This is a genomic window from Pseudomonas oryzae, assembly GCF_900104805.1.
GTDB lineage: Bacteria > Pseudomonadota > Gammaproteobacteria > Pseudomonadales > Pseudomonadaceae > Geopseudomonas > Geopseudomonas oryzae.
In genome coordinates, this window is sequence record NZ_LT629751.1 from 1467820 (window position 1) to 1490973 (window position 23154).

The 23154-nt window shown below is 59.1% G+C and carries 17 protein-coding genes and 2 pseudogenes; 10 read left to right on the plus strand and 9 right to left on the minus strand.

Annotation, left to right across the window (positions count from 1 at the left end):
• Window positions 1–14 precede the first annotated feature (14 nt).
• Window positions 15–1544: a 3-hydroxyacyl-CoA dehydrogenase gene (locus tag BLT78_RS06665; protein WP_090348232.1), complete on the minus strand. Its 1530-nt coding sequence runs from the start codon at window positions 1542–1544 to the stop codon at window positions 15–17.
• Window positions 1545–1547: 3 nt separating this feature from the next.
• Window positions 1548–2333, minus strand: a complete 786-nt coding sequence (locus tag BLT78_RS06670) for an enoyl-CoA hydratase (protein WP_090348233.1) — start codon at window positions 2331–2333, stop codon at window positions 1548–1550.
• A gap of 241 nt (window positions 2334–2574) precedes the next feature.
• On the opposite strand from BLT78_RS06670, the gene BLT78_RS06675 reads away from it, so the two are divergent.
• The 3 genes and pseudogenes from BLT78_RS06675 to BLT78_RS06685 all read left to right on the plus strand — a co-directional run bounded on the left by BLT78_RS06675 (window position 2575) and on the right by BLT78_RS06685 (window position 6065).
• On the plus strand, window positions 2575–3441 hold the full coding sequence (locus BLT78_RS06675) for an IclR family transcriptional regulator (protein ID WP_090348234.1): 867 nt from the start codon (window positions 2575–2577) through the stop codon (window positions 3439–3441).
• 58 nt (window positions 3442–3499) lie between these two features.
• Window positions 3500–4654, plus strand: coding sequence for an acyl-CoA dehydrogenase family protein (locus tag BLT78_RS06680; RefSeq protein WP_090348235.1), 1155 nt, complete (start codon window positions 3500–3502; stop codon window positions 4652–4654).
• 134 nt (window positions 4655–4788) lie between these two features.
• Window positions 4789–6065, plus strand: a pseudogene (locus BLT78_RS06685) (MFS transporter).
• Between the two features lie 275 nt (window positions 6066–6340).
• On the opposite strand, the gene tnpB reads toward BLT78_RS06685, so the two are convergent.
• The 3 genes from tnpB to BLT78_RS06700 form a co-directional block, all read right to left on the minus strand.
• Window positions 6341–6562: an IS66 family insertion sequence element accessory protein TnpB gene (gene tnpB, locus BLT78_RS06690; RefSeq protein ID WP_157719501.1), complete on the minus strand. Its 222-nt coding sequence runs from the start codon at window positions 6560–6562 to the stop codon at window positions 6341–6343.
• Complete coding sequence (locus BLT78_RS06695; protein ID WP_090348236.1) at window positions 6549–6887, minus strand: transposase; 339 nt, start codon at window positions 6885–6887, stop codon at window positions 6549–6551. The genes tnpB and BLT78_RS06695 overlap by 14 nt, the downstream gene beginning before the upstream one ends.
• A 263-nt stretch (window positions 6888–7150) precedes the next feature.
• Window positions 7151–9013: a sigma-54-dependent Fis family transcriptional regulator gene (locus BLT78_RS06700; protein ID WP_090348237.1), complete on the minus strand. Its 1863-nt coding sequence runs from the start codon at window positions 9011–9013 to the stop codon at window positions 7151–7153.
• Between the two features lie 307 nt (window positions 9014–9320).
• Between BLT78_RS06700 and BLT78_RS06705 the strand changes: the two genes are divergently transcribed.
• The 5 genes from BLT78_RS06705 (at window position 9321) to BLT78_RS06725 (ending at window position 15872) form a co-directional block, all read left to right on the plus strand.
• Window positions 9321–10121, plus strand: a complete 801-nt coding sequence (locus tag BLT78_RS06705) for an SDR family NAD(P)-dependent oxidoreductase (RefSeq protein ID WP_090348238.1) — start codon at window positions 9321–9323, stop codon at window positions 10119–10121.
• 180 nt (window positions 10122–10301) lie between these two features.
• A complete protein-coding gene (locus BLT78_RS06710; protein WP_090348239.1) occupies window positions 10302–11972 on the plus strand; it encodes a flavin-containing monooxygenase in 1671 nt (556 codons plus the stop codon).
• Between the two features lie 103 nt (window positions 11973–12075).
• Complete coding sequence (gene gabD / locus BLT78_RS06715; protein WP_090348240.1) at window positions 12076–13524, plus strand: NADP-dependent succinate-semialdehyde dehydrogenase; 1449 nt, start codon at window positions 12076–12078, stop codon at window positions 13522–13524.
• A gap of 174 nt (window positions 13525–13698) precedes the next feature.
• Window positions 13699–15018: a carbohydrate porin gene (locus tag BLT78_RS06720; protein ID WP_090348241.1), complete on the plus strand. Its 1320-nt coding sequence runs from the start codon at window positions 13699–13701 to the stop codon at window positions 15016–15018.
• 140 nt (window positions 15019–15158) lie between these two features.
• The gene (locus BLT78_RS06725) at window positions 15159–15872 is read left to right on the plus strand and encodes a dienelactone hydrolase family protein (RefSeq protein WP_090348242.1); all 714 of its coding nucleotides are present in this window, start codon (window positions 15159–15161) and stop codon (window positions 15870–15872) included.
• A gap of 21 nt (window positions 15873–15893) precedes the next feature.
• Here the strand turns inward: BLT78_RS06725 and BLT78_RS06730 are convergent.
• Window positions 15894–16641 (minus strand): annotated as a pseudogene (locus tag BLT78_RS06730) (IS5 family transposase).
• An 842-nt stretch (window positions 16642–17483) separates the two neighbouring features.
• Between BLT78_RS06730 and BLT78_RS06735 the strand changes: the two are divergent.
• On the plus strand, window positions 17484–18542 hold the full coding sequence (locus BLT78_RS06735; protein ID WP_197673165.1) for a 2,3-butanediol dehydrogenase: 1059 nt from the start codon (window positions 17484–17486) through the stop codon (window positions 18540–18542).
• A gap of 365 nt (window positions 18543–18907) precedes the next feature.
• Here BLT78_RS06735 and BLT78_RS06740 read toward each other — a convergent pair whose 3' ends face one another.
• The 3 genes from BLT78_RS06740 to BLT78_RS06750 all read right to left on the minus strand — a co-directional run bounded on the left by BLT78_RS06740 (window position 18908) and on the right by BLT78_RS06750 (window position 22025).
• Window positions 18908–20359, minus strand: coding sequence for an aldehyde dehydrogenase (locus tag BLT78_RS06740; protein WP_090348244.1), 1452 nt, complete (start codon window positions 20357–20359; stop codon window positions 18908–18910).
• Window positions 20360–20769: 410 nt separating this feature from the next.
• Entirely contained in the window at window positions 20770–20967 is a 198-nt protein-coding gene (locus BLT78_RS06745) for a tautomerase family protein (RefSeq protein WP_090348245.1), read from the minus strand.
• A 110-nt stretch (window positions 20968–21077) separates the two neighbouring features.
• Window positions 21078–22025, minus strand: a complete 948-nt coding sequence (locus BLT78_RS06750; RefSeq protein WP_231975787.1) for an alpha/beta fold hydrolase — start codon at window positions 22023–22025, stop codon at window positions 21078–21080.
• Window positions 22026–22176: 151 nt separating this feature from the next.
• Between BLT78_RS06750 and BLT78_RS06755 the strand changes: the two genes are divergently transcribed.
• Complete coding sequence (locus BLT78_RS06755; RefSeq protein WP_090348246.1) at window positions 22177–23067, plus strand: LysR family transcriptional regulator; 891 nt, start codon at window positions 22177–22179, stop codon at window positions 23065–23067.
• The last annotated feature ends 87 nt before the right edge of the window (window positions 23068–23154 follow it).

A 23154-nucleotide genomic window follows, 5' to 3' on the forward strand; every position in this document is an offset into this window, starting at 1 on the left:
GTGAAAGTGAAGACTCAACCCAGCGCCGGTTCGGCATGGCGCAGCGATAGGCCGAGGGCGGCCCGGCGGCGCAGCCAGGGCCCCGGGCGGTAGCGGGCGTCGCCGGTCAGCGCGGTCATCCGATCGAGAATCAGCAGGAGGCGCGCGGCGCCGACACTGTCGCCCCAGGCCAGCGGTCCCTGCGGATAACCCAGGCCACGGCGTACGCCTTCGTCGAGATCGTCCACGCTGGCGATGCGTTGCTGCACGATGTCACCGGCCAGGTTGACGATCATCGCCAGCATGCGCTGGGCGATGAAGCCGACGCTGTCGTTGATCACGGTGACCCCGACGCCGTCGCCGGCCAGAAGCGCATGGGCCGCAGCGCGCATCGCCGGAGAGGTCGCCGGGGACTGCATCAGGCAGCGGTGGCGCATCGGGTCGAGCAGCAGGTCGATGCACAGCGTCCGCGCCGGATCGGTGGCGAAGCGGGAGCAAGCGCTGGTCGCGTCGATGCCGTAGGGCGCCAGCAGGCATAGCGCCTCGCGCGATGGCGTGGTGCCCTGCTCAATGCGCGCGCCGAGCTGCTCCAGCAAACCGGTCAGTCGTTCGCGGTCGGTGTCGTTTTCGGCGCCGATCCACACCGGCGGCAACGTTTCCACCGTCGGCACCGCCTGCGGCGCCGGCGGATCGATCATCTGCCCGTCCTGATAGCGGTAGAAGCCACGACCCACCTTGCGCCCCACATGGCCGGCCTCGAGCATCAGCCGGGTCAGCGGCGAGGGACGGTAGCGCGGCTCCTGGTAGAACTGGTTGTAGATCGACTCGATCACCGGATGCGACACGTCCAGCGCGGTCAGGTCGAACAGCTCCAGCGGGCCCATGCGGAAGCCCAGGCCCTCGCGCAGGACGCGGTCGATATCTGCCGGCTCGGCAACGCCTTCCCGGAGAATCTGCAGCGCCTCGGTGCTGTAGGCGCGGCCGGCGTGGTTGATGATGAATCCGGGGGTGTCCTTGGCGCGGATGCCGCGATGGCCCATGCGCGCCGCCAGCGCCTGCAGGCAATCGCCCACCTGCGCGTCGGTGGCCAGGCCGTCGATCACCTCGACCACCTTCATCAGCGGTACCGGGTTGAAGAAGTGGAAGCCGGCCACCCGTTCGGGGTGGCGGCAGCCACGCGCGATGCTGGTGACCGAGAACGACGAAGTGTTGGTGGCCAGGATGCAATCCGCGGAGACCACGGCCTCCAGCTCGCCGAGCAACGCCTGCTTGGCATCCAGGCGCTCGACGATGGCCTCGACCACCAGTTGTGTATCAGCCAGTTCTTGCAAGGTGCCGGCCACCTGCAGGCGCCCCAGAGTGGCCTCGACATCGGCGCCGCTGAGCTTGCCCTTGTCTGCCAGCTTGCCGAGGGTGCGCGCCAGGTTGTCACGGGCGACCTGCGCTGCGCCTTCGCGGGCATCGAAGAGTTTCACCTGGATGCCGGCCTGCGCGGCGATCTGGGCGATACCGCTGCCCATCACACCGGTACCAACGATGGCCATGCGATCGATAATACGAGTCATGTCTCACTCCCCCTGGAAGTTGGCTTTGCGCTTTTCGAGGAAGGCTGCGGCACCCTCCTTCTGGTCACGGGAGTCGAACAGCAACTGGAAGGCTTTGCGCTCCAACGCCAGAGCACTGTCCAGCGGCAGATCAGCACCGGCCAACATCACCTCCTTGATCTGCGCCACCGCCAGCGGCGGTAGCGCGGCGATCTCCGCGGCCAACTCCAGGGCGCGCGGCAGGGCGTGCTCGTCGCTCACCACTTCGCTGACCATGCCCATGGCCAGGGCTTCCGGCGCCTTGACCAGGCAGCCAGTCAGGGCGATACGCATGGCCTGGAACTTGCCCACCGCGCGGATCAGGCGCTGGGTGCCGCCAGCGCCGGGCATCAGACCCAGCTTGACCTCTGGCTGGCCGAGGCGGGCCGACTCGCCGGCGACGATGATGTCGCAATGCATGGCCAGCTCGCAGCCGCCGCCCAGGGCGAAGCCGTTCACCGCTGCGATCACCGGTTTCGGGCAGCGGCTGATGGCCTCCCACAGGTACTCGGTGTGCCGGCGGTACATTTCGATGGGGCTGGCCTGGGCGAACTCGCGGACATCAGCGCCAGCTACGAAGCACTTTTCGCCACCGGTAAGGACGATCGCCCGTACCTGCGGCTCGATGGCCAAGGCCCGGAAATGCTCGGCCAGTTGCTGACGCACATGGCTGTTGAGGGCGTTCATCGCCTCGGGGCGACTGATCCGTACAACGGCCACACCGTTTTCCTGGAGAGTCGCCACCACCTGTTTGGCTTGCTCTGAGTTCATGACGTCTAAAACCTCGCCTTTGTTTCGCTGTGCGAAATCGCATTTCGAATATAGGCAAATCATAGTGACAGGTTGGCGTCTGTGTAAACGCCCATTGATCAAAAACCTCTTAAAACCCAGTAAAATCGGGCCATTCAAATCGGAATGTTCTCCGGTTGCCCTTTGTACAGATATCCACTACAATTTCGCTGTACGAAACTGAATTTTATTTTCTTGATTTTTTGGAGCCGAGGGTTCTACCATGCGCCACAACAGGACGGATTCGCAGGCATCCGCATCGACTGATCACGAGACTGAACTGGAGCTGCTTGAGAAGGGGCTTCTCGATCCGGTGTCAGCCCTGAGTGAAGAGGAAAATAGCGGCCAGTTCGTTACCGCGCTGGCGCGGGGGCTGGAGTTGCTGCGTTGCTTCAGCCCGCGTGAAAACGTGCTCGGCAATCAGGACCTGGCCAGAAAGACCGGCCTGCCTAAGCCGACGGTGACAAGGCTTACCAACACCTTGATGCGGCTGGGCTGCCTGAAGCGCGAAATTCATTCGGGTAAGTACCAGCTGGATGTGGGAGTGCTGGGCTTCGGCTATTCGATGCTCTCGAATTTGTCGATTCGCTCCGTAGCACACCCACTGATGGAGGAACTGGCGAATCACGCTCAGGCTGCGGTTGCCATGGCTGCCCGTGATCGACTGCAGATGGTTTATCTGGATGTGGTGCAAGGCGAGGGGAACATGACCATGCGCCGACAGATCGGCAGCTACCTGCCGCTGGCTCAGAGCTCGGTGGGCCGGGCGTGCCTGGCGGCGATGCCAGAGAGCGAACGGGAGTTTCTGATCGATCACATCCGCCAGCGTGATCTGGAGCAATGGCCGTCCATCCGCAAGGGGCTGGACCGCGCCTTCAGGGACTACGCCGACTACGGCTACTGCCTGTCTATCGGCGAATGGCATCGCGACGTCAATTCCGTCGCCGTGCCCTTGCTACATCCGCAGTACGGGCTGCTGGCCTTCAACTGCGGAGGACCGAGCTTCCAACTGACACGGGATAGGCTCGAGGACGACATCGGGCCCCGCCTGATCAACATGGTTAACAACATTGGCGCTGCCGCTCGCTGATCCTCGGGTGACAGTGCCTCACCAGCCGGGCCCACGTGTGGGCCCTTGAGGAGAGCACATGATCCGTGACCCAGAAACCCTGCAGCTTCTGTTGGATTCGATCCACCAGTTCGTCGACGAAGCGTTGATCCCTCGCGAAAACGAAGTTGCAGAGACCGACGCCATCCCGCAGGACATCATCGAGCAGATGCGTGAGATGGGCCTGTTCGGTCTGACCATCCCGGAAGAGTTCGGCGGCCTGGGCGTCACCATGGAAGAAGAGGTGAACATCGCCTTCGAACTCGGCCGCACCTCCCCCGCATTCCGCTCCTACATCGGCACCAACAATGGCATCGGCTCCATCGGCATCCTGCTCGACGGCACCCCTGAGCAGAAGGACCGCTACCTGCCGAAGCTGGCGGCCGGCGAGTGCCTCAGCTCCTTCTGCCTGACCGAGCCGGACTCGGGTTCCGACGCCGCCTCACTGAAGACCACCGCAGTGCGCGACGGCGACTTCTACGTCATCAACGGCACTAAGCGCTTCATCACCAACGCTCCGCACGCAGGCATTTTCACTGTGATGGCCCGCACCAACCCGGAGATCAAAGGCGCTGGTGGCATTAGCTCGTTCATCGTCGAAGCCGGCACGCTGGGTGTCACCATCGGCAAGCGCGACCACAAGATGGGCCAGAAGGGTGCCCACACCGCCGACGTGATCTTCGAGAACGTGCGCGTTCCGGCCGCCAACCTGATTGGCGGCAAGGAAGGGGTGGGATTCAAGACCGCCATGAAGGTGCTGGACAAGGGCCGCCTGCACATCGCCGCGCTGTCGGTCGGCGCCGCCGAACGCATGCTCGCAGACACGCTGCAGTACGCCATCGAGCGCAAGCAGTTCGGCCAGCCCATCGCCGAGTTCCAGCTGATCCAAGGCATGCTGGCCGACAGTAAGGCTGAGATATACGCCGCCCGCTGCATGGTGCTGGACGCTGCACGCAAGCGCGACGAGGGCCTGAACGTCAGCACCGAAGCCTCCTGCGCCAAGATGTTCGCCACCGAGATGTGCGGCCGCGTAGCCGATCGTGGAGTGCAGATTCATGGCGGCGCAGGCTACATCAGCGAATACGCCATTGAGCGCTTCTACCGAGACGTGCGCCTGTTCCGCCTGTACGAGGGTACGACCCAGATCCAGCAGGTGATCATCGCCCGCAACATGATCCGCGAAGCTCAGCGCTAGCCCTACCCGGGCGTCCGTGCCTTCGGCAATCGCTCGGTGGAATGGACGTATCGGGCGCGCGTCCGGGGGGGGCCACCAACGGGGGGGAATCACCTTCCCCGTTTCGCTAGAACAACAAAAAGGTTTCGTTCGTTATGAGCACCACAACTACCATTCAAACAGGCGTGGCAATACCCAAAAGCAACATCTGGGTCATTGTCTTCGTCTTCTGCTTCCTCGGGCTGCTGATCGATGGCGCCGACCTGATGTTGTTGTCCTACTCCTCACTAGCCTGAAGGCCGAGTTCGGCCTGACCAACGTCGAGGCGGGCGCGCTGGGTAGCTTCACCCTCGCCGGTATGGCCATCGGCGGCATCTACGGTGGCTGGGCATGCGACCGCTTCGGCCGCGTGAAGACCGTGGTCTGGACCATCGCCCTGTTCTCCCTCGGCACCGCCGCGCTGGGCATGACCCAGAGCTACTGGCAGTTCGCCTTCTTCCGTTTCGTCTCCTCCCTGGGCCTGGGCGCGCTGTATGTTGCCTGCAACACCCTGATGGCCGAGTACGTACCGACCAGGTACCGCACCACCGTGTTGGGCACCCTGCAGGCCGGCTGGTCCGTGGGCTACATCGTAGCCACCCTGCTCGCCGGCTGGCTGCTGCCGACTTACGGCTGGCGCTACCTGTTCTACGTCGCCATCATCCCGGTCGTTCTGGCCATCTCGATGCAGCGTCTGGTGCCGGAGCCGGAAGCCTGGGTCAAGGCCAAGGCCGAGCGCGCCAATAAGCTGGTTGAAGACGTGAAGGAAAACGCCATGCAGAAGGGCGAAAGCGCCTACAAGATGATCTTTGGCGACCCGTCGGCCCGCCGTATGTTCATCCTCTGGTGCTTGACCGCGGGTTTCCTGCAGTTCGGTTACTACGGCGTGAACAACTGGCTGCCGGCGTACCTGCAGACCGAAATGAACATGAACTTCAAGTCCATGACCGCCTACCTGGTGGGTACCTACACCGCGATGATCCTCGGCAAGATCCTCGCCGGCCTGGCCGCCGACCGCTTCGGTCGCCGCGCTGTGTACGCCTTCGGTGCCATCGGTACCGCGGTGTTCCTGCCGATCATCGTGCTGTACCACAGCCCCGAGCACATCCTGTGGATGCTGGTGGTCTTCGGCTTCCTGTACGGCATCCCCTACGGTGTGAACGCCACCTACATGACCGAGAGCTTCCAGGCCAAGTACCGCGGCACCGCCGTCGGTGGCGCCTACAACATCGGTCGTATCGGTGCGGCCATCGCCCCGGCCACCATCGGCTTCCTGGCCACAGAGGGCTCCATCGGCCTCGGCTTCCTGGTCATGGGCGCGGCCTACTTCATCTGCGGCGTGATTCCTGCCCTGTTGATCCGTGACAAGCAGTTCGACCCGCAGAAGCAGTAAGCGACACGGGGCGTTCTCCCCGCGAGGGCGGCCCCTGCCGCACGAAAACACCCCGTCGGGCGCAAGGCCCGCGGGGTGTTTTTGAGCGGAGCCAGCCCGGTAGGGCTTTGGAGAGCGCTGCGTTCGTATCAATTGCGCAGCAGGCACCACCGCAGGACTCACTATAAAAGACGGATTTCGGCGCCGGCGCCGACCTGCTGCCAAGGCAGTCCGACCACCAGTGCCTGAAGTTGCTCGGCATTCAGCTCCAGTTGTACACCCGGCCAGTTGCCGGGTCACACAAAGCGTCCCTGGTTCAGCCGGCGCGAGGCCAGCCAGACACCGAAGCCATCATGCACCAGCACTTTCATGCGGTTGGCTCGCTTGTTGGCGAACAGATACGCGCAGTGCGACTGCGCTGCGCCGAAGACCGCCACCACCCTGGCCAGCGCCGTTTTCGTTCCGGCACGCATGTCCATAGGCTCGCTGGCCAGCCAGATGCGTTCAATGCGGATCATTGCAGGAGCTCACGCATGAACCGGGCGCAGTCATCGGCATCTGCCGCCGGCAGTACAAGGCCAGGGTCGTGCGACGATGGGGAATCTCGATGCGAATCTCTGCCTCCCTGGAAACCACTGATCGAGCGGGCGACTCCAGCGTCACCGGGGGAAATGCGGGCAGTGTTTCGGTCGACGGTTGGCAGGCCGCCAGCCTTCGCCATTGATGAACCACATTGGTGTTGATGCCGTGGCTCAGGGACACGCTGGCAATCTTGTTGCCGGGCAGGCTGCACTCCTGCACGACTTGCGCCTTGAAGGCCTTGGAATAAGAACGATGCTGCATGATTTCCCGCGTGGAAGCCTTGAGATGGTGTCCACGATAAATAGGTGGACACCATCTCTTAACTTTGCGGGTTCAATCCAGATGGGATGCCCGGACGGTTACGGTAGTTCCGCACATACGCATTGTGCGGGGGTGGCAGGTAACTGCCATTCCTATCGCGACCGTACATGACACCATTCGAGGGCTTCACTCGCTGAGCGAAGCCGTTGCAGCACCTGGGAGAAGGGTTACCTGTTGTCTCCCGGGCGCTGCAGGCGCTCGAATCAGCCGTATGAGCCCTTTCCTGGCATCTTGATGCCATGCTGATTGACTCGACGGTAGAGTGTTGCGCGTGAGATACCCAGGTCTTGCGCGGCCAGTACCGGCTTCCAGCGATTGCGAACCAGAGCGTCGATCAGGATCTGTCGCTCTGGGCTTCCGCTGGTGGCCTCCGGGGCGAGCGAGGGGGCCGACACGTCCATGGACGTAGGCAAATCGCTGACGCTGATCATGGGCCCGCTGCTGATGGCGCAGGCATACCGCAGAACGTGGTGAAGCTGGCGAACATTGCCCGGCCACGCATAGTTGAGAAGCATCTCCAGTGCTGCCTCGCTTAATCCGTAGTGTATTCCCGTGCGCTCAGCCTCTTCCTTGAGCAATTTGGTGATCAAAGTAAGCTTGTCACTGCGTTCGCGAAGGGGGGGCAGGTCGAATCGTGCTCCATTCAGGCGGAAATAGAGGTCTTCGCGGAAGGTGCCAGCTGCTACCAGAGTGGCCAGATCGCGGTGGGTTGCACAGACGACTTGAATGTCAACGGATTCCCTGCGAGCAGAGCCAAGGGGGGCAACCTCGCCTTCGCTTAGCACTCTCAGCAGCCGGGTCTGCAGCGAAAGGGGCATGTCCCCTATCTCATCCAGGAACAGCGTGCCGCCGTCAGCCTGTTGCAGCAGGCCTCGCATGCCTTTGTTGGATGCGCCAGTGAAGGCACCTGCGTTATAGCCAAAGAGCTCGCTTTCGATCAGCCCCTCGGGAATCGCGGCACAGTTGATCGCCACGAAGGGTTTGTTCCGTCGCAGGCTGGCATCGTGCAACTGGCGAGCGAAGTAGTCCTTGCCGACACCTGTTTCCCCGTGGAGTAGCACCGGCAAGCCACGATCCTTCACTCGAACCGCCAGATGCAGCGCCTGCGCCATTCGGGGGTCGATATCTTGTCGGCCGGGTACACTGACGGTCGTCAACCGGCGTGGCCCTTTCAGGCGTACATGCAGGTCGAGGAGCGGGAGGTGGTGCAGGCTGTCATCGCTGGCGGAGGGAAGGCGAACCGCGGTGAACGCTTCGCTGATTGTTCGCGGAAGAGTTCCGTGCTGCCGCTGGAGCAAGCGTTTGGCCGACGGATTCAATGCTTTTATGACTCCGTCACTGTCCCAGGCAAGCAAGAACTCGGGCTGGCTATCGACGTAACCCGGTAGAGCGTGTCCTCGCAACACCCAGAGATCCTGAGTGCTGTACATGAAGAACGCATTCTCTATCTCCTTCGCGCTCTGCAACACCATTTCATGAATCAGGTGTTGGCTGCGCCTATCATCCGGTGCCCCCATGGCCGAGGCGTCGATGACCGCGATCAGCTCGCCTGAGGGAGAGAAAATGGGCGCGGCTGAGCAGGTGATGCCAATGAAGGCGGCCCGAAAGTGTTCATTTTTGTGCACAGTCACCGGCTGCTGGTTGATCAATACCGAGCAAACCCCTGTCGTGCCTTCTTCGCTTTCTGACCAGCACGTGCCGAGATCCATACCGGAGCGGCGGTATTCACCTCGGATGCATGTCTCTACGCGCATGTCGATGGTGCATCCTTGAGTATCCGTCAGCATGACGCAGTAGTCGGAACCGCTGACGCGACCGTGTAATCTGGACACTCCATCTCCCGCGATACGTAGGAATTCCTCCACGCGTTGACGATGCTCTTGCAGTTGATAGGCCTCAACAATTCGAGGCCCCTGAAGTGAGCCTGGGTCAAGGTGGTAGTCCCGCAGTGATCGCTGCCAGGAGTCGACGATTATGCCTGGTACGGGCAGCGTTGGAGCCCTGTCGGCAGTACGCAACACACGGCTCACGTGGTCTACATGAGCCCTTGAATAGCTAGAGGGCATAGAGGCCTCCGCAGGTCGATTCTAATTTTTGTATTTCTCATTAGACGCTGGTTGCCGTGGCGGGTCTAGGGTTATCCATCGGAACGACAGCACTGAGACATAACATCTCAGGATTCGCAGGCTGGTGAAGTAGGCGAGAACCATAATGTCTTATGGGTGTGCTTGATGCTGACTGGGCATCTATTGAAAAAATTCTTGAATATCAAGTACTTGAATAATTTTTTTGGTCTTGGCATTCGGCTTGCATTTGTCGGAGCAGCGTCCCGTTTGTGGTGAACGCATCTCAAACAACAAGAAGAGACATGACATGAGCCAAAGTACTTCTCTCGATTTTTCCCTTGCCGGCAAGATCGCTCTGGTGACCGGAGCTGGTCGTGGAATCGGCCAGGGGATTGCGTTGAGCTTGGCTAACGCCGGTGCTGATGTGGCGGTCGCTGATTACGACTGGAGCATCGCTGAGGAAGCTGCCGCCAAGATCCGTGCGCTGGGTCGTCGCTCAGTAGCCCTGCAGGTCGACGTAAGTGATCCCGAAAGCGTTAACAGCATGATGGCCCAAGTTAAGTATCAACTGGGTCGCCTCAACGTGGCGGTCAACAACGCCGGCGTCGTCAGCATCGGCAAGGTTGCCGAGCTGCCTGTGAGCGAGTGGGATCGCATCATGAACATCAATGCCCGCGGCGTGTTCCTGTGCTGCCAGGCGGAGGTGCGGATGATGCTCGAACAAAAGGCTGGCCGCATCATCAACATCGCTTCCATTGCCGGGAAGGTGGGGTTCCCCGATCTGGCCCACTACAGTGCCTCTAAGTTCGCCGTGATTGGTTTCACCAACGCCTTCGCCAAGGAGGTAGCGCGTGATGGCATCACGGTCAATGCCCTGTGCCCCGGTGTCGTCGGTACGGGCATGTGGCGTGGTGAGGAAGGTCTGTCTGCACGTTGGAGTCAACCTGGTGAGACCGAGGAGCAATCCTGGGAGCGTCACCAGTCCACCTTGCTGCCGCAGGGGGAGGCTCAAACGGTCGAAGACATGGGGCAACTGGCGGTCTACCTCGCCTGTGCGCCTCATGTAACAGGCCAGGCCATTGCCGTGGATGGCGGCTTTTCGCTGTAAGCCGAACTGGCCGCCCTGAGTAACCAGCGATGGCTCGAACTTCAGCTGAATAGCTGAAGAACCTCAATCGAAATAAGCAATCTCTCGTAGTGACAACGAGGGAAAGGCACATTCTGCCTCGAATTCCTGCCGACGCGTGTTGGCAGGAAGCTCTGGGTGGCAATCAATCAGGAGAGAACAATGACAACTTCCGTTCTGGCAAAGCGCTCCCTCGGCAGCGACATTATCAACTACGACGCGATCATTATTGGCGCGGGCTTAGGTGGTATCTACATGCTGAAAAAGCTGCGTGATGAGCTGGGCCTGAAAGTGCGAGCTTTCGATAAGGCCTCCGGCGTGGGCGGTACTTGGTTCTGGAACCGTTATCCGGGCGCGCTCTCCGACAGCGAGTCGTTCGTCTACTGCTTCTCGTGGGATCGCGAGCTGTGCCAGGAGTGGAACATCACCACGCGCTACCTGACCCAGCCGCAAATCCTCTCCTACATTAACCACGTGGTCGATCGCCACGACCTGCGCAAGGATATCCAACTGGAGACCGCCATGACCTCCGCGGTCTTTGATGAGGAAAGCAGCCGCTGGCTGGTGAGCACCGACGATGGCCGCCACTACAGCGCCAAGTACCTGGTAACGGCCCTGGGTCTGCTGTCGGCGACCAACATCCCGAACATCAAAGGCATCGACCAGTTCAAGGGGCAGAAGTATCACACCGCCAACTGGCCGGAAAACGCAGTCCTTGAAGGCAAGCGTGTGGGTGTCATCGGCACAGGCTCGACGGGCACCCAAGTGATCACTGCGATTGCGCCGGTGGTGGGACACCTCACCGTCTTCCAGCGTTCGGCCCAGTACACGGTGCCGGTGGGTAATGGCCCGTTGAGCCGTGAGCGCGTCGACTACATCAAGCACAACTACGACGCGATCTGGAACCAGGTCAGAGGGTCCCGTCTGGCATTTGGCTTTGAAGAAAGCACAGTGCCGACCATGAGCGTCTCTGCCAAAGAGCGCGAGCAAATCTTCCAGCGCGCGTGGGACATCGGTGGTGGCTTCCGCTTCATGTTCGAGACCTTCAACGACATCGCAATAGAAGAGCAAGCCAACATCGCGGCGCAGGATTTCATTCGCGCGAAGATCGCCGAGATCGTCAAAGATCCCGATACCGCTCGCAAACTTCAGCCGCGCGACCTGTATGCCAAGCGGCCGCTATGCGATAGCGGTTACTACGCTACGTTCAACCGCGAAAATGTTTCGCTGGTGGATGTGAAGGCCAACCCCATCGAAGAAATCACCAGCAAGGGGATTCGCACCTCCGACGGCGTGGAGCACGAGCTGGACGTGCTGATCTTCGCGACCGGTTTCGACGCTGTCGACGGCAACTACAAGCGAATCGACATCCGTGGTCGTGATGACCTGAGCATCAAGGATCATTGGAAGGATGGCCCTTCCAGCTACCTGGCAGTGGCCACCTCTAACTTCCCCAACATGTTCATGATCCTCGGACCGAACGGCCCTTTCACGAACCTGCCGCCGACCATTGAGGCGGAGGTGGAGTGGGTTTCCGATCTCATCGGCTTCATGGAGGAGAACGAACTGGCTAGCGTGGAGACCACTGCGGACAAGGAGCAGGAGTGGAGTGACACCTGCCGCGGGATCGCCGATCAGACGCTCTTCACCAAGGCCGATTCGTGGATCTTCGGGGCGAACATCCCCGGCAAAGCCAACTCCGTCTACTTCTACATGGGTGGTTTGTGCGCCTTCAGGGATATCCTTGACTCGGTCAAGCGTGAAAACTACCGCCTCTTCAAGTTCAAAGCGCTCGAGTCCTCCGGCAAATACGCGCAGCAAGACCGGCACTGAGCAGCCGAGCCTATCGTGATTGTCGGCCTGCTGGCTTACACGTTGGATAAGTCAGTACGGCCGACAGTAGTTGGACGTCTGTAGAACTATTGGAGAGCAAGCAGTGGAACTGAAAAAACCGGATCTGTTTCGCGAGCGCGCGTACATCGATGGCGAGTGGTGCCTCGCAGACAGCGGGGTCACGATCACAGTCGTCAATCCAGCGAACAATGCCACTGTCGGCCATGTTCCGCGGATGGGCCAGGCTGAAACACGCCGTGCCGTCGAGGCGGCCGAGCGAGCACTGCCGGCCTGGCGTGAGCTTTCGGCGAAGGAGCGGTCTGCGAAGCTCCGCCGCTGGTATGAGCTGATCATCGAAAACCAGCTCGATCTGGCCCGCATCATGACGCTGGAGCAGGGTAAGCCCTTGTCGGAGGCTCAGGGTGAGATCGTGTTCGGGGCCTCTTACATCGAGTGGTATGCCGAAGAAGCGAAGCGTATCTATGGCGATATTATTCCGGGGCAAGTTGATCGGCGACTGGTTGTGCTCAAGCAGCCGATTGGTGTGTGCGCCGCGATCACTCCGTGGAATTTCCCCTCCGCGATGATCACTCGCAAAGCGGGCCCGGCCCTGGCTGCAGGGTGCACCATGGTCATCAAGCCGGCCTCGCAAACGCCTTTCTCCGCACTGGCTCTGGTTGATCTGGCTGAGCGTGCAGGGATTCCGCGTGGTGTCCTGTCTGTCGTGACGGGAGCCGCCGCGGAGATTGCCGACGAGCTGACGGCTAATCCGGCTGTGCGCAAGATTTCGTTCACCGGATCGACCGAGATTGGTCGCGAGCTCATGGCAAAGTGCTCTCACGACATCAAGAAGGTCTCCCTCGAACTCGGCGGTAATGCGCCCTTTATCGTTTTCGAGGATGCCGACCTGGATGCCGCTGTGGAGGGGGCTATCGCCTCCAAATTCCGTAACGCTGGCCAAACCTGTGTCTGCACGAATCGACTGTATGTCCACGACGCTGTGTATGACGCCTTTGTCGACAAACTCGCTGTTGCCGTGGGGAGCCTGAACGCTGGCGATGGTTTTGTCGAGGGGGTCACCCTGGGGCCGCTTATCGACGGCCAGGCGGTGGCCAAAGTTCAAGAGCACATCAAAGACGCCCTGGACAAGGGCGCTCGTGTTCTGAAGGGCGGGGTGGCGCATTCCTTGGGAGGCAACTTCTTCGAACCGACAGTTCTGGTGGATGTTCCGGACACTGCTCGTGTTTCCAAAGAGGAGACTTTTGGCCCTCTTGCTCCGGTATTCAGGTTCTCCGATGACGCCGATGTCCTCAGCAAGGCCAACGACACAGAGTACGGTCTAGCAGCGTATTTCTACACGTCGAATCTGAGTAGAGCGTTCCGGGTAGGTGAGAGCTTGGAGTACGGCATCGTCGGAGTGAACACGGGAATCATCAGCTCCGAGGCTGCTCCATTTGGCGGGATCAAGGCTTCTGGCATTGGTCGTGAGGGATCCAAATACGGGATCGAGGATTACTTGGAGATCAAGTACCTGTGCTTGGCAGGAATCTGACTGATCTGGGTGCCTGATCTGATGCCTTATTTGGTTTCGACGCCAAATGAGGCTCTTCTAATCGAAACCTATTGGACTGCGTTGCAACCCCTTTCGAAATTGCAGAGCTGCCAAAATGGCAGCTCTGCGGGGGAGTGCTGAGTCGCGAAATAATAAAAACAAGGAATAACCTGCATGAAAATGAAATTGCTTTTGCCTTTTGCTTTTTGGATCCTTGCATGTACCTCCAACGCTACCTCCGCCTCTCAATGGGGTTTTGGTGATTGGGGGGGCGTGAGAAATGAGCTTCTGGAGAATGGTTATGACTTCACCGTTGGTTATACCGGTGAAACCGCAACCAACCTGCATGGCGGTTTCAATCACGATAAAACTGCGCGCTACACTGATCAATGGGCGTTGGGCGCCCATCTGGATCTGCAGAAGATCCTTGGCTGGAATGCTGCCGACTTCCAACTGATGATAACCGAACGGAGCGGGAATAACCTGTCAAACGATCGTATCGCGGATCCTCGAACCGGCCAGCTAAGTTCAGTGCAGGAAGTTTGGGGGCGCGGCCAAACATGGCGTCTCACCCAAATGTGGTACCGCCAGAAACTCTTCGATGACAAGCTGGACGTAAAGCTCGGGCGCATGGGTATCCAGGAGGACTTCAACAGCTTCCCCTGTGATTTCCAGAGCCTTGCATTTTGCAGCTCACCAATTGGCAACGTGGCAGGTGATGTCTGGTTCAGCTGGCCGGTGAGCCAGTGGGGCATGCGGATCAAGTACAACGTTGTGCCCGACTTGGCTTTGCAGGTTGGTGCTTTCGAGATGAACCCTTCGTATCTGGAGACCGGCAACGGATTCAAGCTCAGCGGCAGCGGTTCTAAAGGGATGTTGTTGCCGGTCGAAGCGGTCTGGAGTCCCAAGGTTGGCGGCCAGAAACTACCGGGTGAGTATCGCTTGGGCTACTTCTACAGCAGTGCAAGTGCCAACGACGTCTACGAGGACGTCAACGGGGATCCGCAAGGCTTCACAGGAGAAGCGTTCAAATCGCATGGCAGCAAGCATGGGTGGTGGGTGATTGCGCAGCAACAATTAACCGCACACAACGGTGATGCTAGCCGCGGCCTGAGCATCTTCGCGAGCCTCACGTTACTTGATCAGGCTACTAGCTTTATTGATAGGTACCAGCAACTTGGTCTTGTGTATAAAGGTTTTTTCGACTCTAGGCCAAAAGACGACATTGGGTTCGGTGTGGCTCGTCTGCACGTGAACGACGACGTTACCAAGCGCCAGCAACAACTCAACGAGGTCAGTGGCATTGAAGGTTACGATGATCCTCGCTTCGTGCCCGTTCAGCGCAGTGAGTATAATATGGAGTTGTACTATGGTGTCCATATGACCAATTGGCTGACTGTTCGCCCCAACCTTCAATATGTCCGCAGTCCAGGTGGTGTTGACGAGGTCGACAACGCCCTGGTCGCAGGCCTGAAGATCCAGGCCAGTTTCTGAGCGAGCAGTTGACTCGCTACCACAACGCAAATGTTTTGCAATTTCGGCAAAATGGGTCTTGGGCAATGACACTTAGATGATGCGGAATATGCTTGCAAGCCGCTGTGTCACGTGGGCAGTTTTCTACTTGGGAGAACGATATGAAAGTGAGTACTGGAATCACCGTCACCTTCAAGCGACCGGACGGTCAGGAGCTTCAAGGATACCTTGCGACGCCGTCGCATACAGAGGGAGCTCCGGCTATTGTTGTGATCCAAGAGTGGTGGGGACTCAATGACCAGATCAAGGGAGTGGCTGATCGCTTAGCTCACTTGGGCTACCTAGCGCTTGTACCTGATCTGTACCGAGGCAAATCCACGGTCGAGGCAGAAGAGGCTCACCATCTCATGGAGGGCCTCGACTTTGGCGATGCAGCCGCACAAGACATCAAGGGGGCGGTTCAGTACCTGCTGCAGAAGACGCCGAAGGTGGCTGTTACCGGATTTTGCATGGGTGGCGCTCTGACGCTGCTGAGCCTTGTTCATAATCCAGAGGTAGCGGCCGCGGTGGCCTGGTATGGATTCCCGCCCCTCGAATACATCGACGCATCTGTCATCCGGGCACCGGTGATGGGGCATTGGGCTACCCAAGACGCTTTCTTCCCACTGGCCAAGGTCGATGAGCTTGAGCAGAAGCTTCAAGTGGCCGGTGTGAAAACGGAATTTCATCGGTACCTTGCTCACCACGGCTTTGCCAATGAGAACGCAGTCGGGCCCGGACGTATCGAGGCGACCCAGTACGATCCAGCCTGGTCGCAACTGGCTTGGGATCGGACGCTGACCTTCTTTGGACGTACCCTCTGGCCTGCATCCTGAGTTCTAGGGGCTGTTGACGTTTCACATGGATAGCCATAGGACCCCGCAGGCCATGGCTATCATGCTCTCGTAACTTCGCTTCAGCTTGTCGTATCGGAACGCCACGGCCCAGTAGTGCTTCAGCCGCACAAAGGCGTTCTCGACCAGATGCCTGTAGCGATACAGCCCCCTGTCCAAGTCGGCATTGCCCCTGATCGAGTTGCGCTTTCTGGGGATCACCGGTCGGGCGCCCTGCGTCTCGATCTGTTCGCTGATGCACTCACTGTCATAGCCCTTGTCCGACACGATCACCTCGGCAGACGGCAGCTGCGCTATCAGCTGGGGAGCTGCCGTGCAGTCGTTGATGTCGCCTCCGGTGATCTCGAAAGCCACAGGCAAACCATGCGCATCGACCGCCAGGTAGATCTTGCTCGTATGGCCGGCGCGGCTTTTGCCGATCGCCTCAGACTTACCGCTGGCAGCACCAGCACTGTGCTGATGGGCCTTTACATAGGTACCGTCGATGAATGCCCACTCAAAGTCAGGCTCCTCGAGCAATGCGTTGAACACGTTGAGCCACTTGCTGGCCGTCGACCAAGGGTTGAATCGTTTGTAGACAGAGTTCCAGCACCCAAAGGCGCTGGACAGGTCTCTCCAGGGGCAGCCCACGCGCATCCGTTAGAGCATTCCCTCAAACGTCATCCGCAGATCTGGCTTGTGGTAAATCGCTTGCTGAAGCTGAATTTCTCCAGCTTCGACCAAGCTCGTCACTGAGCATCAATCGGGGCATTGCAAACCCGCAGGGTTATTGGTGGAGGAACCTCAATTCTGCGGGTTTGCTCTTATTCCTCAAGGCCCCTGCCGCGAAACGTCAACAGCCCCAGAAAGAAGTTTCCACTTCGTGACAATTGAGGTCCATCGTAAAGATACATGTGAGACATAATGCCTCAGAATTCTCAGGTAAGTTTTAGTGGTGAGAGACCGAATGTCTTACGGCGAGAATTCGGCGGGGAGGTTGTGATGATGAATAATCATTAAAAATCAAATAGTTATGAATATTTTGATGGATTGGCATTCCTCTTGCTTGTATCGAAATTGCGCCCAGCTGGTGGTGGCGCATCAAAAACAACAAGAGGTATGGCATGAGCAAAAGTACTTCTCTCGATTTTTCCCTTGTCGGTAGCATCGCCCTGATGTCCGGAGCCTGTCGTGGCATCGACAGGGCGGTTGCGTTGAGCCATTCCAACGTCGGAGCTGATGTCGCAGACTAGGGTCGAGGCATCGTTGAGGAAGCTGCCGCCAAGATCCGTGCTCTGGAATGTCGCGAATCAGTAGTCCTGCAGGTCGACGTCAGTGACCCCGGAAGCGGTTAAAGCATGATGGCCATAGTTAAGTATCAACTGGGTCATTCTTGTGCTGCCAGGCAGGCGAGCATGGTGCTTGAGCAAAAAATGGCCGCATCATGCAACTCGTCAGGTCAGTACCTGTGATAGCGTGCTATCGCTTTAATGCTGCAACTTCCTCAGGCCAGGAAAGACGATATACCAGATCTCAAACAAGAAGAACAACATCACCGCGTGAAGCGGGTGTGAGGATTAGCAGATGACAAATCAGAACTTGACCACAAGAACCATGCGGGCAGCGGTTTGGCATGGCCGCCATGATATTCGGGTACAAGATGTTCCCCTTCCGGCAGATCCGGCCCCAGGGTGGGTTCAGGTGCGGGTCAGCTGGTGTGGTATTTGTGGCTCTGACTTACATGAGTATGTGGCTGGCCCAGTATTCATTCCTGTCGATGCTCCTCATCCTGTAACCGGCCTGAGCGGGAAATGCATTCTTGGGCATGAGTTCTCTGGCGAGATCGTTAAAGTAGGTGTAGGGGTAGATGGTTACTCGATAGGCGATGTTGTCACCGCTGATGCCTGCCAGCATTGCGGCGAGTGCTTTTACTGCCTCCAGGGACAATACAATCTTTGTGACAGCATTGCTTTTACTGGACTTATGAACGACGGCGCATTTGCCCCGCTAGTCAATGTCCCGGCCAATGTTCTGTATCGGTTGCCGGCAGGCTTTCCCGAAGAGGCAGGGGCGCTTATCGAACCTCTCTCTGTCGGGATGCATGCGGTCAAGCAAGCGGGCGATCTAGCAGGGCTTAGCGTAGTTGTTGTAGGCGCTGGCACTATTGGTCTTTGCACCATCATGTGCGCAAAAGCTGCGGGAGCATCGCAAATCATAGCGCTGGAAATGTCGTCGGCCCGCAAGGAAAAAGCGCTCGAAGTCGGCGCCACCCGTGTACTCGACCCCAAAGAGTGCGATGTACTTACCGAGGTTCGTGCACTGACGTCCGGCCGCGGCGCAGATGTTAGTTTCGAATGTGTCGGCAATAAGAACACAGCGAAGCTGGCCATCGACACCGTACGCAAAGCAGGAACCTGCGTGCTCGTAGGCGTTTTCGAAGAAGCAAGTCAGTTCAACTTCTTCGAAGTCGTTGCTACCGAAAAGAAACTAGTCGGCGCGCTGGCGTATAGAGGCGAGTTCGCGGACGTGATCGACTTGATTTCTTCCGGACACATTGATGTGTCACCACTTATCACTGGCCGTATCGGGCTTGAAGATATTGTGTCGCTCGGATTTGATCAGCTGGTCAATAACAAAGATCAGAATGTGAAGATTATCGTTCAGCCTGCATAGGTATATAACTGACTCAGCCTGTTCCCCTCTGGGAAGCAGGCTGAGTGCCAAGGAAGGTCTGAAACATCCCCGATTTCCACGGGTTTCCATGGCATCTGATGAGCAAGTTGGGAAGGGGGGCTGCAGTGTGAGCACCAAGGTGTTTTATAACGGGATGAGGTGGTTCGGATCAGTCTTGTAACTTTCTGTCGATCGAGTCCAAGCATCGCAGATCGCTTTGATCGGAGTGCACCATCGTAGAGCCTTCAGATGCTTGACAAAGTTGCATGCCGTGAAGAATGTCTGCACATGAGCCCATCCATCGCGCGGACTGGCCGTCTGCGCGATGGGGGCAAGACCAGTGCGCGCGAGCACCGGCCGCTCGTTCAGAATGGATAGGTCTGATGGGCAGGCTCGACGGTCACCCATTTGACCTCGGTGAACTCCTCGATCACCGCGCTACCATCGAAGCGACCGTAACCACTGTGTTTCATGCCGCCATACGGGGCCTGAGCCTCGTTCTGTACAGTTGCGCCATTGATATGGACGCAACCTGCGTCCAGACGACTGGCCAGTTCGAGCGCGCGCGTCACGTCGGCACTGAAGATCGATGACGACAGCCCGTAAGCGGTGTCATTGGCGACCTCCAGGGCCTGCTCGGCGCCCTTGACGCGAACGACGGTCGTCACCGGGCCGAAGGTTTCCTCGTCGTAGATGGCCATGTCTCGGCGGACATGGTCGACCAGGGTCGGCCCCATCAGAGCGTTTTCGGCCAGGCCGCCGGCAACGATCTTCGCGCCTTTGCCGATAGCATCATCGAGCAGCTGATTGATCCGCTGCACCGAGCCCTGGGAGATCATCGGGCCAACCACACAAGCCGGGGTGGAGGTCGGGTTACCCACCTCCAGCTGAGCGATTCGCTCGGCAAACTTGCTGACGAAGTCATCTGCTACGGTTTCGTCGACCACAAAGCGCTCGGTCGACATACAGATCTGGCCCTGGTAGAGGAAGGCGCCGAATACCGCTGCGTTCACAGCGCCATCGATATCGGCGTCGTCCAGAACGAGAAATGGAGCCTTGCCGCCCAGCTCCAGCAAGCAACGCTTGAGATGGCTGGCACAGGTTTCGGCGATCATGCGGCCGACCTTAGTGGAGCCGGTGAAATTGACGCGGCGCACGGTATTGTGGGCGACCAGCGTGTCAGTTACTGCTGCGGCGTCTTCGGGCGCGGTGATGAGGAAGTTCAGCACGCCCTCGGGCAGCCCCGCCTCGATGAAAGCATCGGCCAGCAGGGCATGGGTGCGCGGACTGCTTTCCGAGCCCTTGAAGATCACGGTATTGCCGCAGGCCAGCGGATAGGCGATGGCGCGTGCGCCGAGAATCACCGGACCGTTCCACGGCACGATGCTCAGGACGGTGCCCACCGGCTGGCGAAGGGTCATCGATAGTGCCCCGGGCTTGTCGGTCGGGATGGTCTCGCCTTTGATCTGCGTGGTCAGTGCCGCTGCTTCCCGCAGCAGATTCGCCGATGCGCCGACGTTGAATTGGGCCCAGAGCTGCGAAGCACCGATTTCCTCGGCCATGACCAGGCAGAATTCCGCCATTTTGGCTTCCAGTGCGTCGGCTGCAGCAAGCAGCAGGCGGCGCCGCTCGGTCGGTCCGGTCTTCGACCATTTGCGGAACGCGCGCTCGGATGAGTCGGCGACACGTAGAGCATCCTCCACGCTGCAGGCCGCGCCTTCGCTGATCGTCAGTCCGCTAAGCGGGTCGACACGCTGATACAGTTTTCCGCTTGAAGCATTGTGTTTCTTGTTGTCGATTACGAGTTGAACAGTCATCAATCTTACCTTGAAAGATGTCAGTGATCGTCAGGTGGGGGGCTGACGGCACACGAAGGATTGGTTTGATCAGGGCGTGGCTGTGTGTGCATGCAGTGTTTCGAACAACCGCTGCAGAGCAGCGCCCTCCCGCTTCTGGATAAGGTTCGCATCGCTGAATCATCGAGCTTTGCGACCGTGAGCAATGCCTTCTGAGTGATATCGGCTCCGCGGATGGCAATCCATGGTCTTGGCAGGCAGGAGCCGAGATCGTCAACCTCATACCGCCAAGCAAGGGATGAGGCAGCCGAAGATCAAAAGGCTGCGCAAGAGAAAGGAGCTCCCGGCATCGCTGCCGATATCGGGCAGCCTTGGCGATTCAGCCGCACCACCGAATGACCGGCGTTCGCTACGGAGCCGAAGATGGCCATTCAGGAGTCCTTGTCGGGACCGCCGAACAGTTTTCCCGCCCCCGCCCAATCACTGGGGGCGATATCTTCGAAGATGACATAGATGTAGTTCGGATCAGTGCCAGTGTTCTTCACGATGCTTTCGGTGATCTCGGCAGCTACCGCCTGTTTGGCAGCATGGTCCTTGCCTTCAAACCAGCTCACTCGTACAACGGGCATAATGGCTTCCTCTGAGAACATGAGTAAGGGGCATTGCGGTAATCGCTTTGCCCAAGTGCAACCCGGCTTCCAGAGCCGGACGTTCGACCGGAGGTCGGATCGAATTCCGCTCAGCGCATCAGGAACCCATGCAGGTCTGAACTGAATTTCAACGGGTTCTTCAAGGCCAGGAAGTGGTCCCCATGATCGGCTTTCGAGTACACGAACAGCGAAGCGTCGGGAATGACTGAGGCCATCCAGCGCTGACTGTGAAGCCAGTCGCTGTACTCGCCCGAGAAAATCGCAGTCGGTGCGTCGATCTTGCTGCGGATGACGTCGCGCCAATCATTGGTCGCATGATCGAACAGCACCTGACCGGTATAGCTCATGTCATCGATGATGATGGACTGGGCGAACGCCAAGGCATTTGCGTAGTACGGCGAATCCATATGCGTTGCGTGCTCCAGAACCCTGGTGCCGGAAATCAGCATGTTGACCGGCTTCATCTGGGTATACGAGGCAATCATGCGCTCCGGGGATGAAGTGAAAGCTCCGGCGTCCAGGCGCTCCTGTTCAGTCCAGTCCGCGTGGCAGTAGATCGAGGGGGCCTGATCGATAAAAGCCAGCTTGCGAACGCCCTGGGTACCGAACAGGTCGATATAAGCCCACAACACCGAGGCGCCCATGGACCATCCACAGTAATGTGCCGTGTCCAGATGCAGATGCTCGGCGAACTCCTTGAGATCCATGGCAAACCGTGAAATCCGGGTGCCGAACGACACACGCTGGGACAGCCCCTGATTGCGGACATCCAGGACATGGACGCGGTAATGCCGACTCAGCAGAGCCATCAGGTAGACGTACAGCGCCCCGTTAGCCGACCAGCCGGGGATGAACACCAGGGGATCACCTTCACCGGCCACCCAGTAGGCGAGCTCCACGTCATCGCTGGTGCGAAAGCGGCCGATCTGCAGTCCGCCGAAATCCGACAGTCGCGTCGGTTGGCCCTCAATGGCTCGCGGGAAGGTGAAATCCGCCCCCAGCACGGCAAGTGCCGAGACGGGTGCAGTGTGCTCGATCGTTCTCAAGTCTGGTACCGGTGTGGACGCAAATGGCGGCGTATTCAAGCCGATCACCCAAGCTCCTGCTCGAATGTCGGCTCATTCAATACTTGAAATCAAAAGGGATAAATATACAAAATGAAACGACATTCAAAACGAGTTGTTTGCAATGGACCGACTGGCCAGCATGAATGCCTTCGTAAAGGCGGCGGAGTTGGGATCCTTCAGCGCCGCGGCGGAAGTGCTGCAGATTTCGTCGCAACTGGTGGGCAAGCATGTCCATCATCTGGAGCAACGCCTCGGTATGCGGCTGCTGAACCGCACCACGCGGCGCCAGAGTCTCACCGATTTCGGACGCTCATTTTATGAGCGCGCAAAAATCATCCTCGCCGAAGTGGAGCATGCCGAAAACCTCGCTGCGGAGGCTCAGGCGTCACCCAGTGGGCGCTTGCGCATCAACGCTCCGGTCAGCTTCGGCATGCAGCAGTTGGCAGTGCACCTGCCCGAGTACATGAAGGCGTTCCCAGAGGTCAGTGTCGAGCTGACGTTGTCCAATCGCGCTGTGGATTTGATCGACGAAGGCTACGATGCGGTATTCAGGGTCGGCCAACTGGCCGACAGTGGGCTAATCGCCAGGCCTCTCGCTCCCTACAGACTCGTGCTCTGCGCCGCGCCGGACTATCTGGCGGCTCATGGCCCTTTGAATACGCCATGGGACTTGCAGGCACATGAGTGCCTGGGTTTCGCGCACACGGAGTTGCGCACGCAGTGGACCTTCGACGGTCCAGACGGGCGGATCGTGGTGGCTGTCTCAGGGCGGCTGATGGTCGATCATGGAGAGCCGCTGCTGTGCGCCGCATTGGCGGGGCTGGGAATCTTGCTTCAGCCCCTCGAGCTGGTTCGCAAGCACCTGGCGACGGGCGAGCTGGTTGCGCTGCTGCCGGACTATCAGGTGCCGACTCGGCCCTTGCACATTCTCTATGCCCCGGATCGCCGCATCACTCCGAAACTGCGCAGCTTCCTTGACTTCGCCATAGCCACCTTCGGCCCGGAGGCGTAGCGGCCGTCCCTGGCCAATGCCGTTGTTTGGCGACTGCCGCATATCGGAAGGAGCAGCCGGCCCCGGTGGCCGGGCTGTCGCAGCGGC

Bases quoted from the DNA above. Each gene is read 5' to 3' on its own strand.
- BLT78_RS06680 (WP_090348235.1), top strand. From the start codon at position 3,500: ATGATCCGTGACCCAGAAACCCTGCAGCTTCTGTTGGATTCGATCCAC.
- BLT78_RS06725 (WP_090348242.1), top strand. From the start codon at position 15,159: ATGAAAGTGAGTACTGGAATCACCGTCACCTTCAAGCGACCGGACGGT.
- BLT78_RS06745 (WP_090348245.1), bottom strand. From the start codon at position 20,967: ATGCCCGTTGTACGAGTGAGCTGGTTTGAAGGCAAGGACCATGCTGCC.
- BLT78_RS06675 (WP_090348234.1), top strand. From the start codon at position 2,575: ATGCGCCACAACAGGACGGATTCGCAGGCATCCGCATCGACTGATCAC.
- tnpB (WP_157719501.1), bottom strand. From the start codon at position 6,562: ATGATCCGCATTGAACGCATCTGGCTGGCCAGCGAGCCTATGGACATG.
- BLT78_RS06740 (WP_090348244.1), bottom strand. From the start codon at position 20,359: ATGACTGTTCAACTCGTAATCGACAACAAGAAACACAATGCTTCAAGC.
- BLT78_RS06710 (WP_090348239.1), top strand. From the start codon at position 10,302: ATGACAACTTCCGTTCTGGCAAAGCGCTCCCTCGGCAGCGACATTATC.
- BLT78_RS06665 (WP_090348232.1), bottom strand. From the start codon at position 1,544: ATGACTCGTATTATCGATCGCATGGCCATCGTTGGTACCGGTGTGATG.
- BLT78_RS06755 (WP_090348246.1), top strand. From the start codon at position 22,177: ATGGACCGACTGGCCAGCATGAATGCCTTCGTAAAGGCGGCGGAGTTG.
- BLT78_RS06720 (WP_090348241.1), top strand. From the start codon at position 13,699: ATGAAAATGAAATTGCTTTTGCCTTTTGCTTTTTGGATCCTTGCATGT.
- BLT78_RS06705 (WP_090348238.1), top strand. From the start codon at position 9,321: ATGAGCCAAAGTACTTCTCTCGATTTTTCCCTTGCCGGCAAGATCGCT.
- BLT78_RS06695 (WP_090348236.1), bottom strand. From the start codon at position 6,887: ATGCAGCATCGTTCTTATTCCAAGGCCTTCAAGGCGCAAGTCGTGCAG.
- BLT78_RS06670 (WP_090348233.1), bottom strand. From the start codon at position 2,333: ATGAACTCAGAGCAAGCCAAACAGGTGGTGGCGACTCTCCAGGAAAAC.
- BLT78_RS06735 (WP_197673165.1), top strand. From the start codon at position 17,484: ATGCGGGCAGCGGTTTGGCATGGCCGCCATGATATTCGGGTACAAGAT.
- BLT78_RS06700 (WP_090348237.1), bottom strand. From the start codon at position 9,013: ATGCCCTCTAGCTATTCAAGGGCTCATGTAGACCACGTGAGCCGTGTG.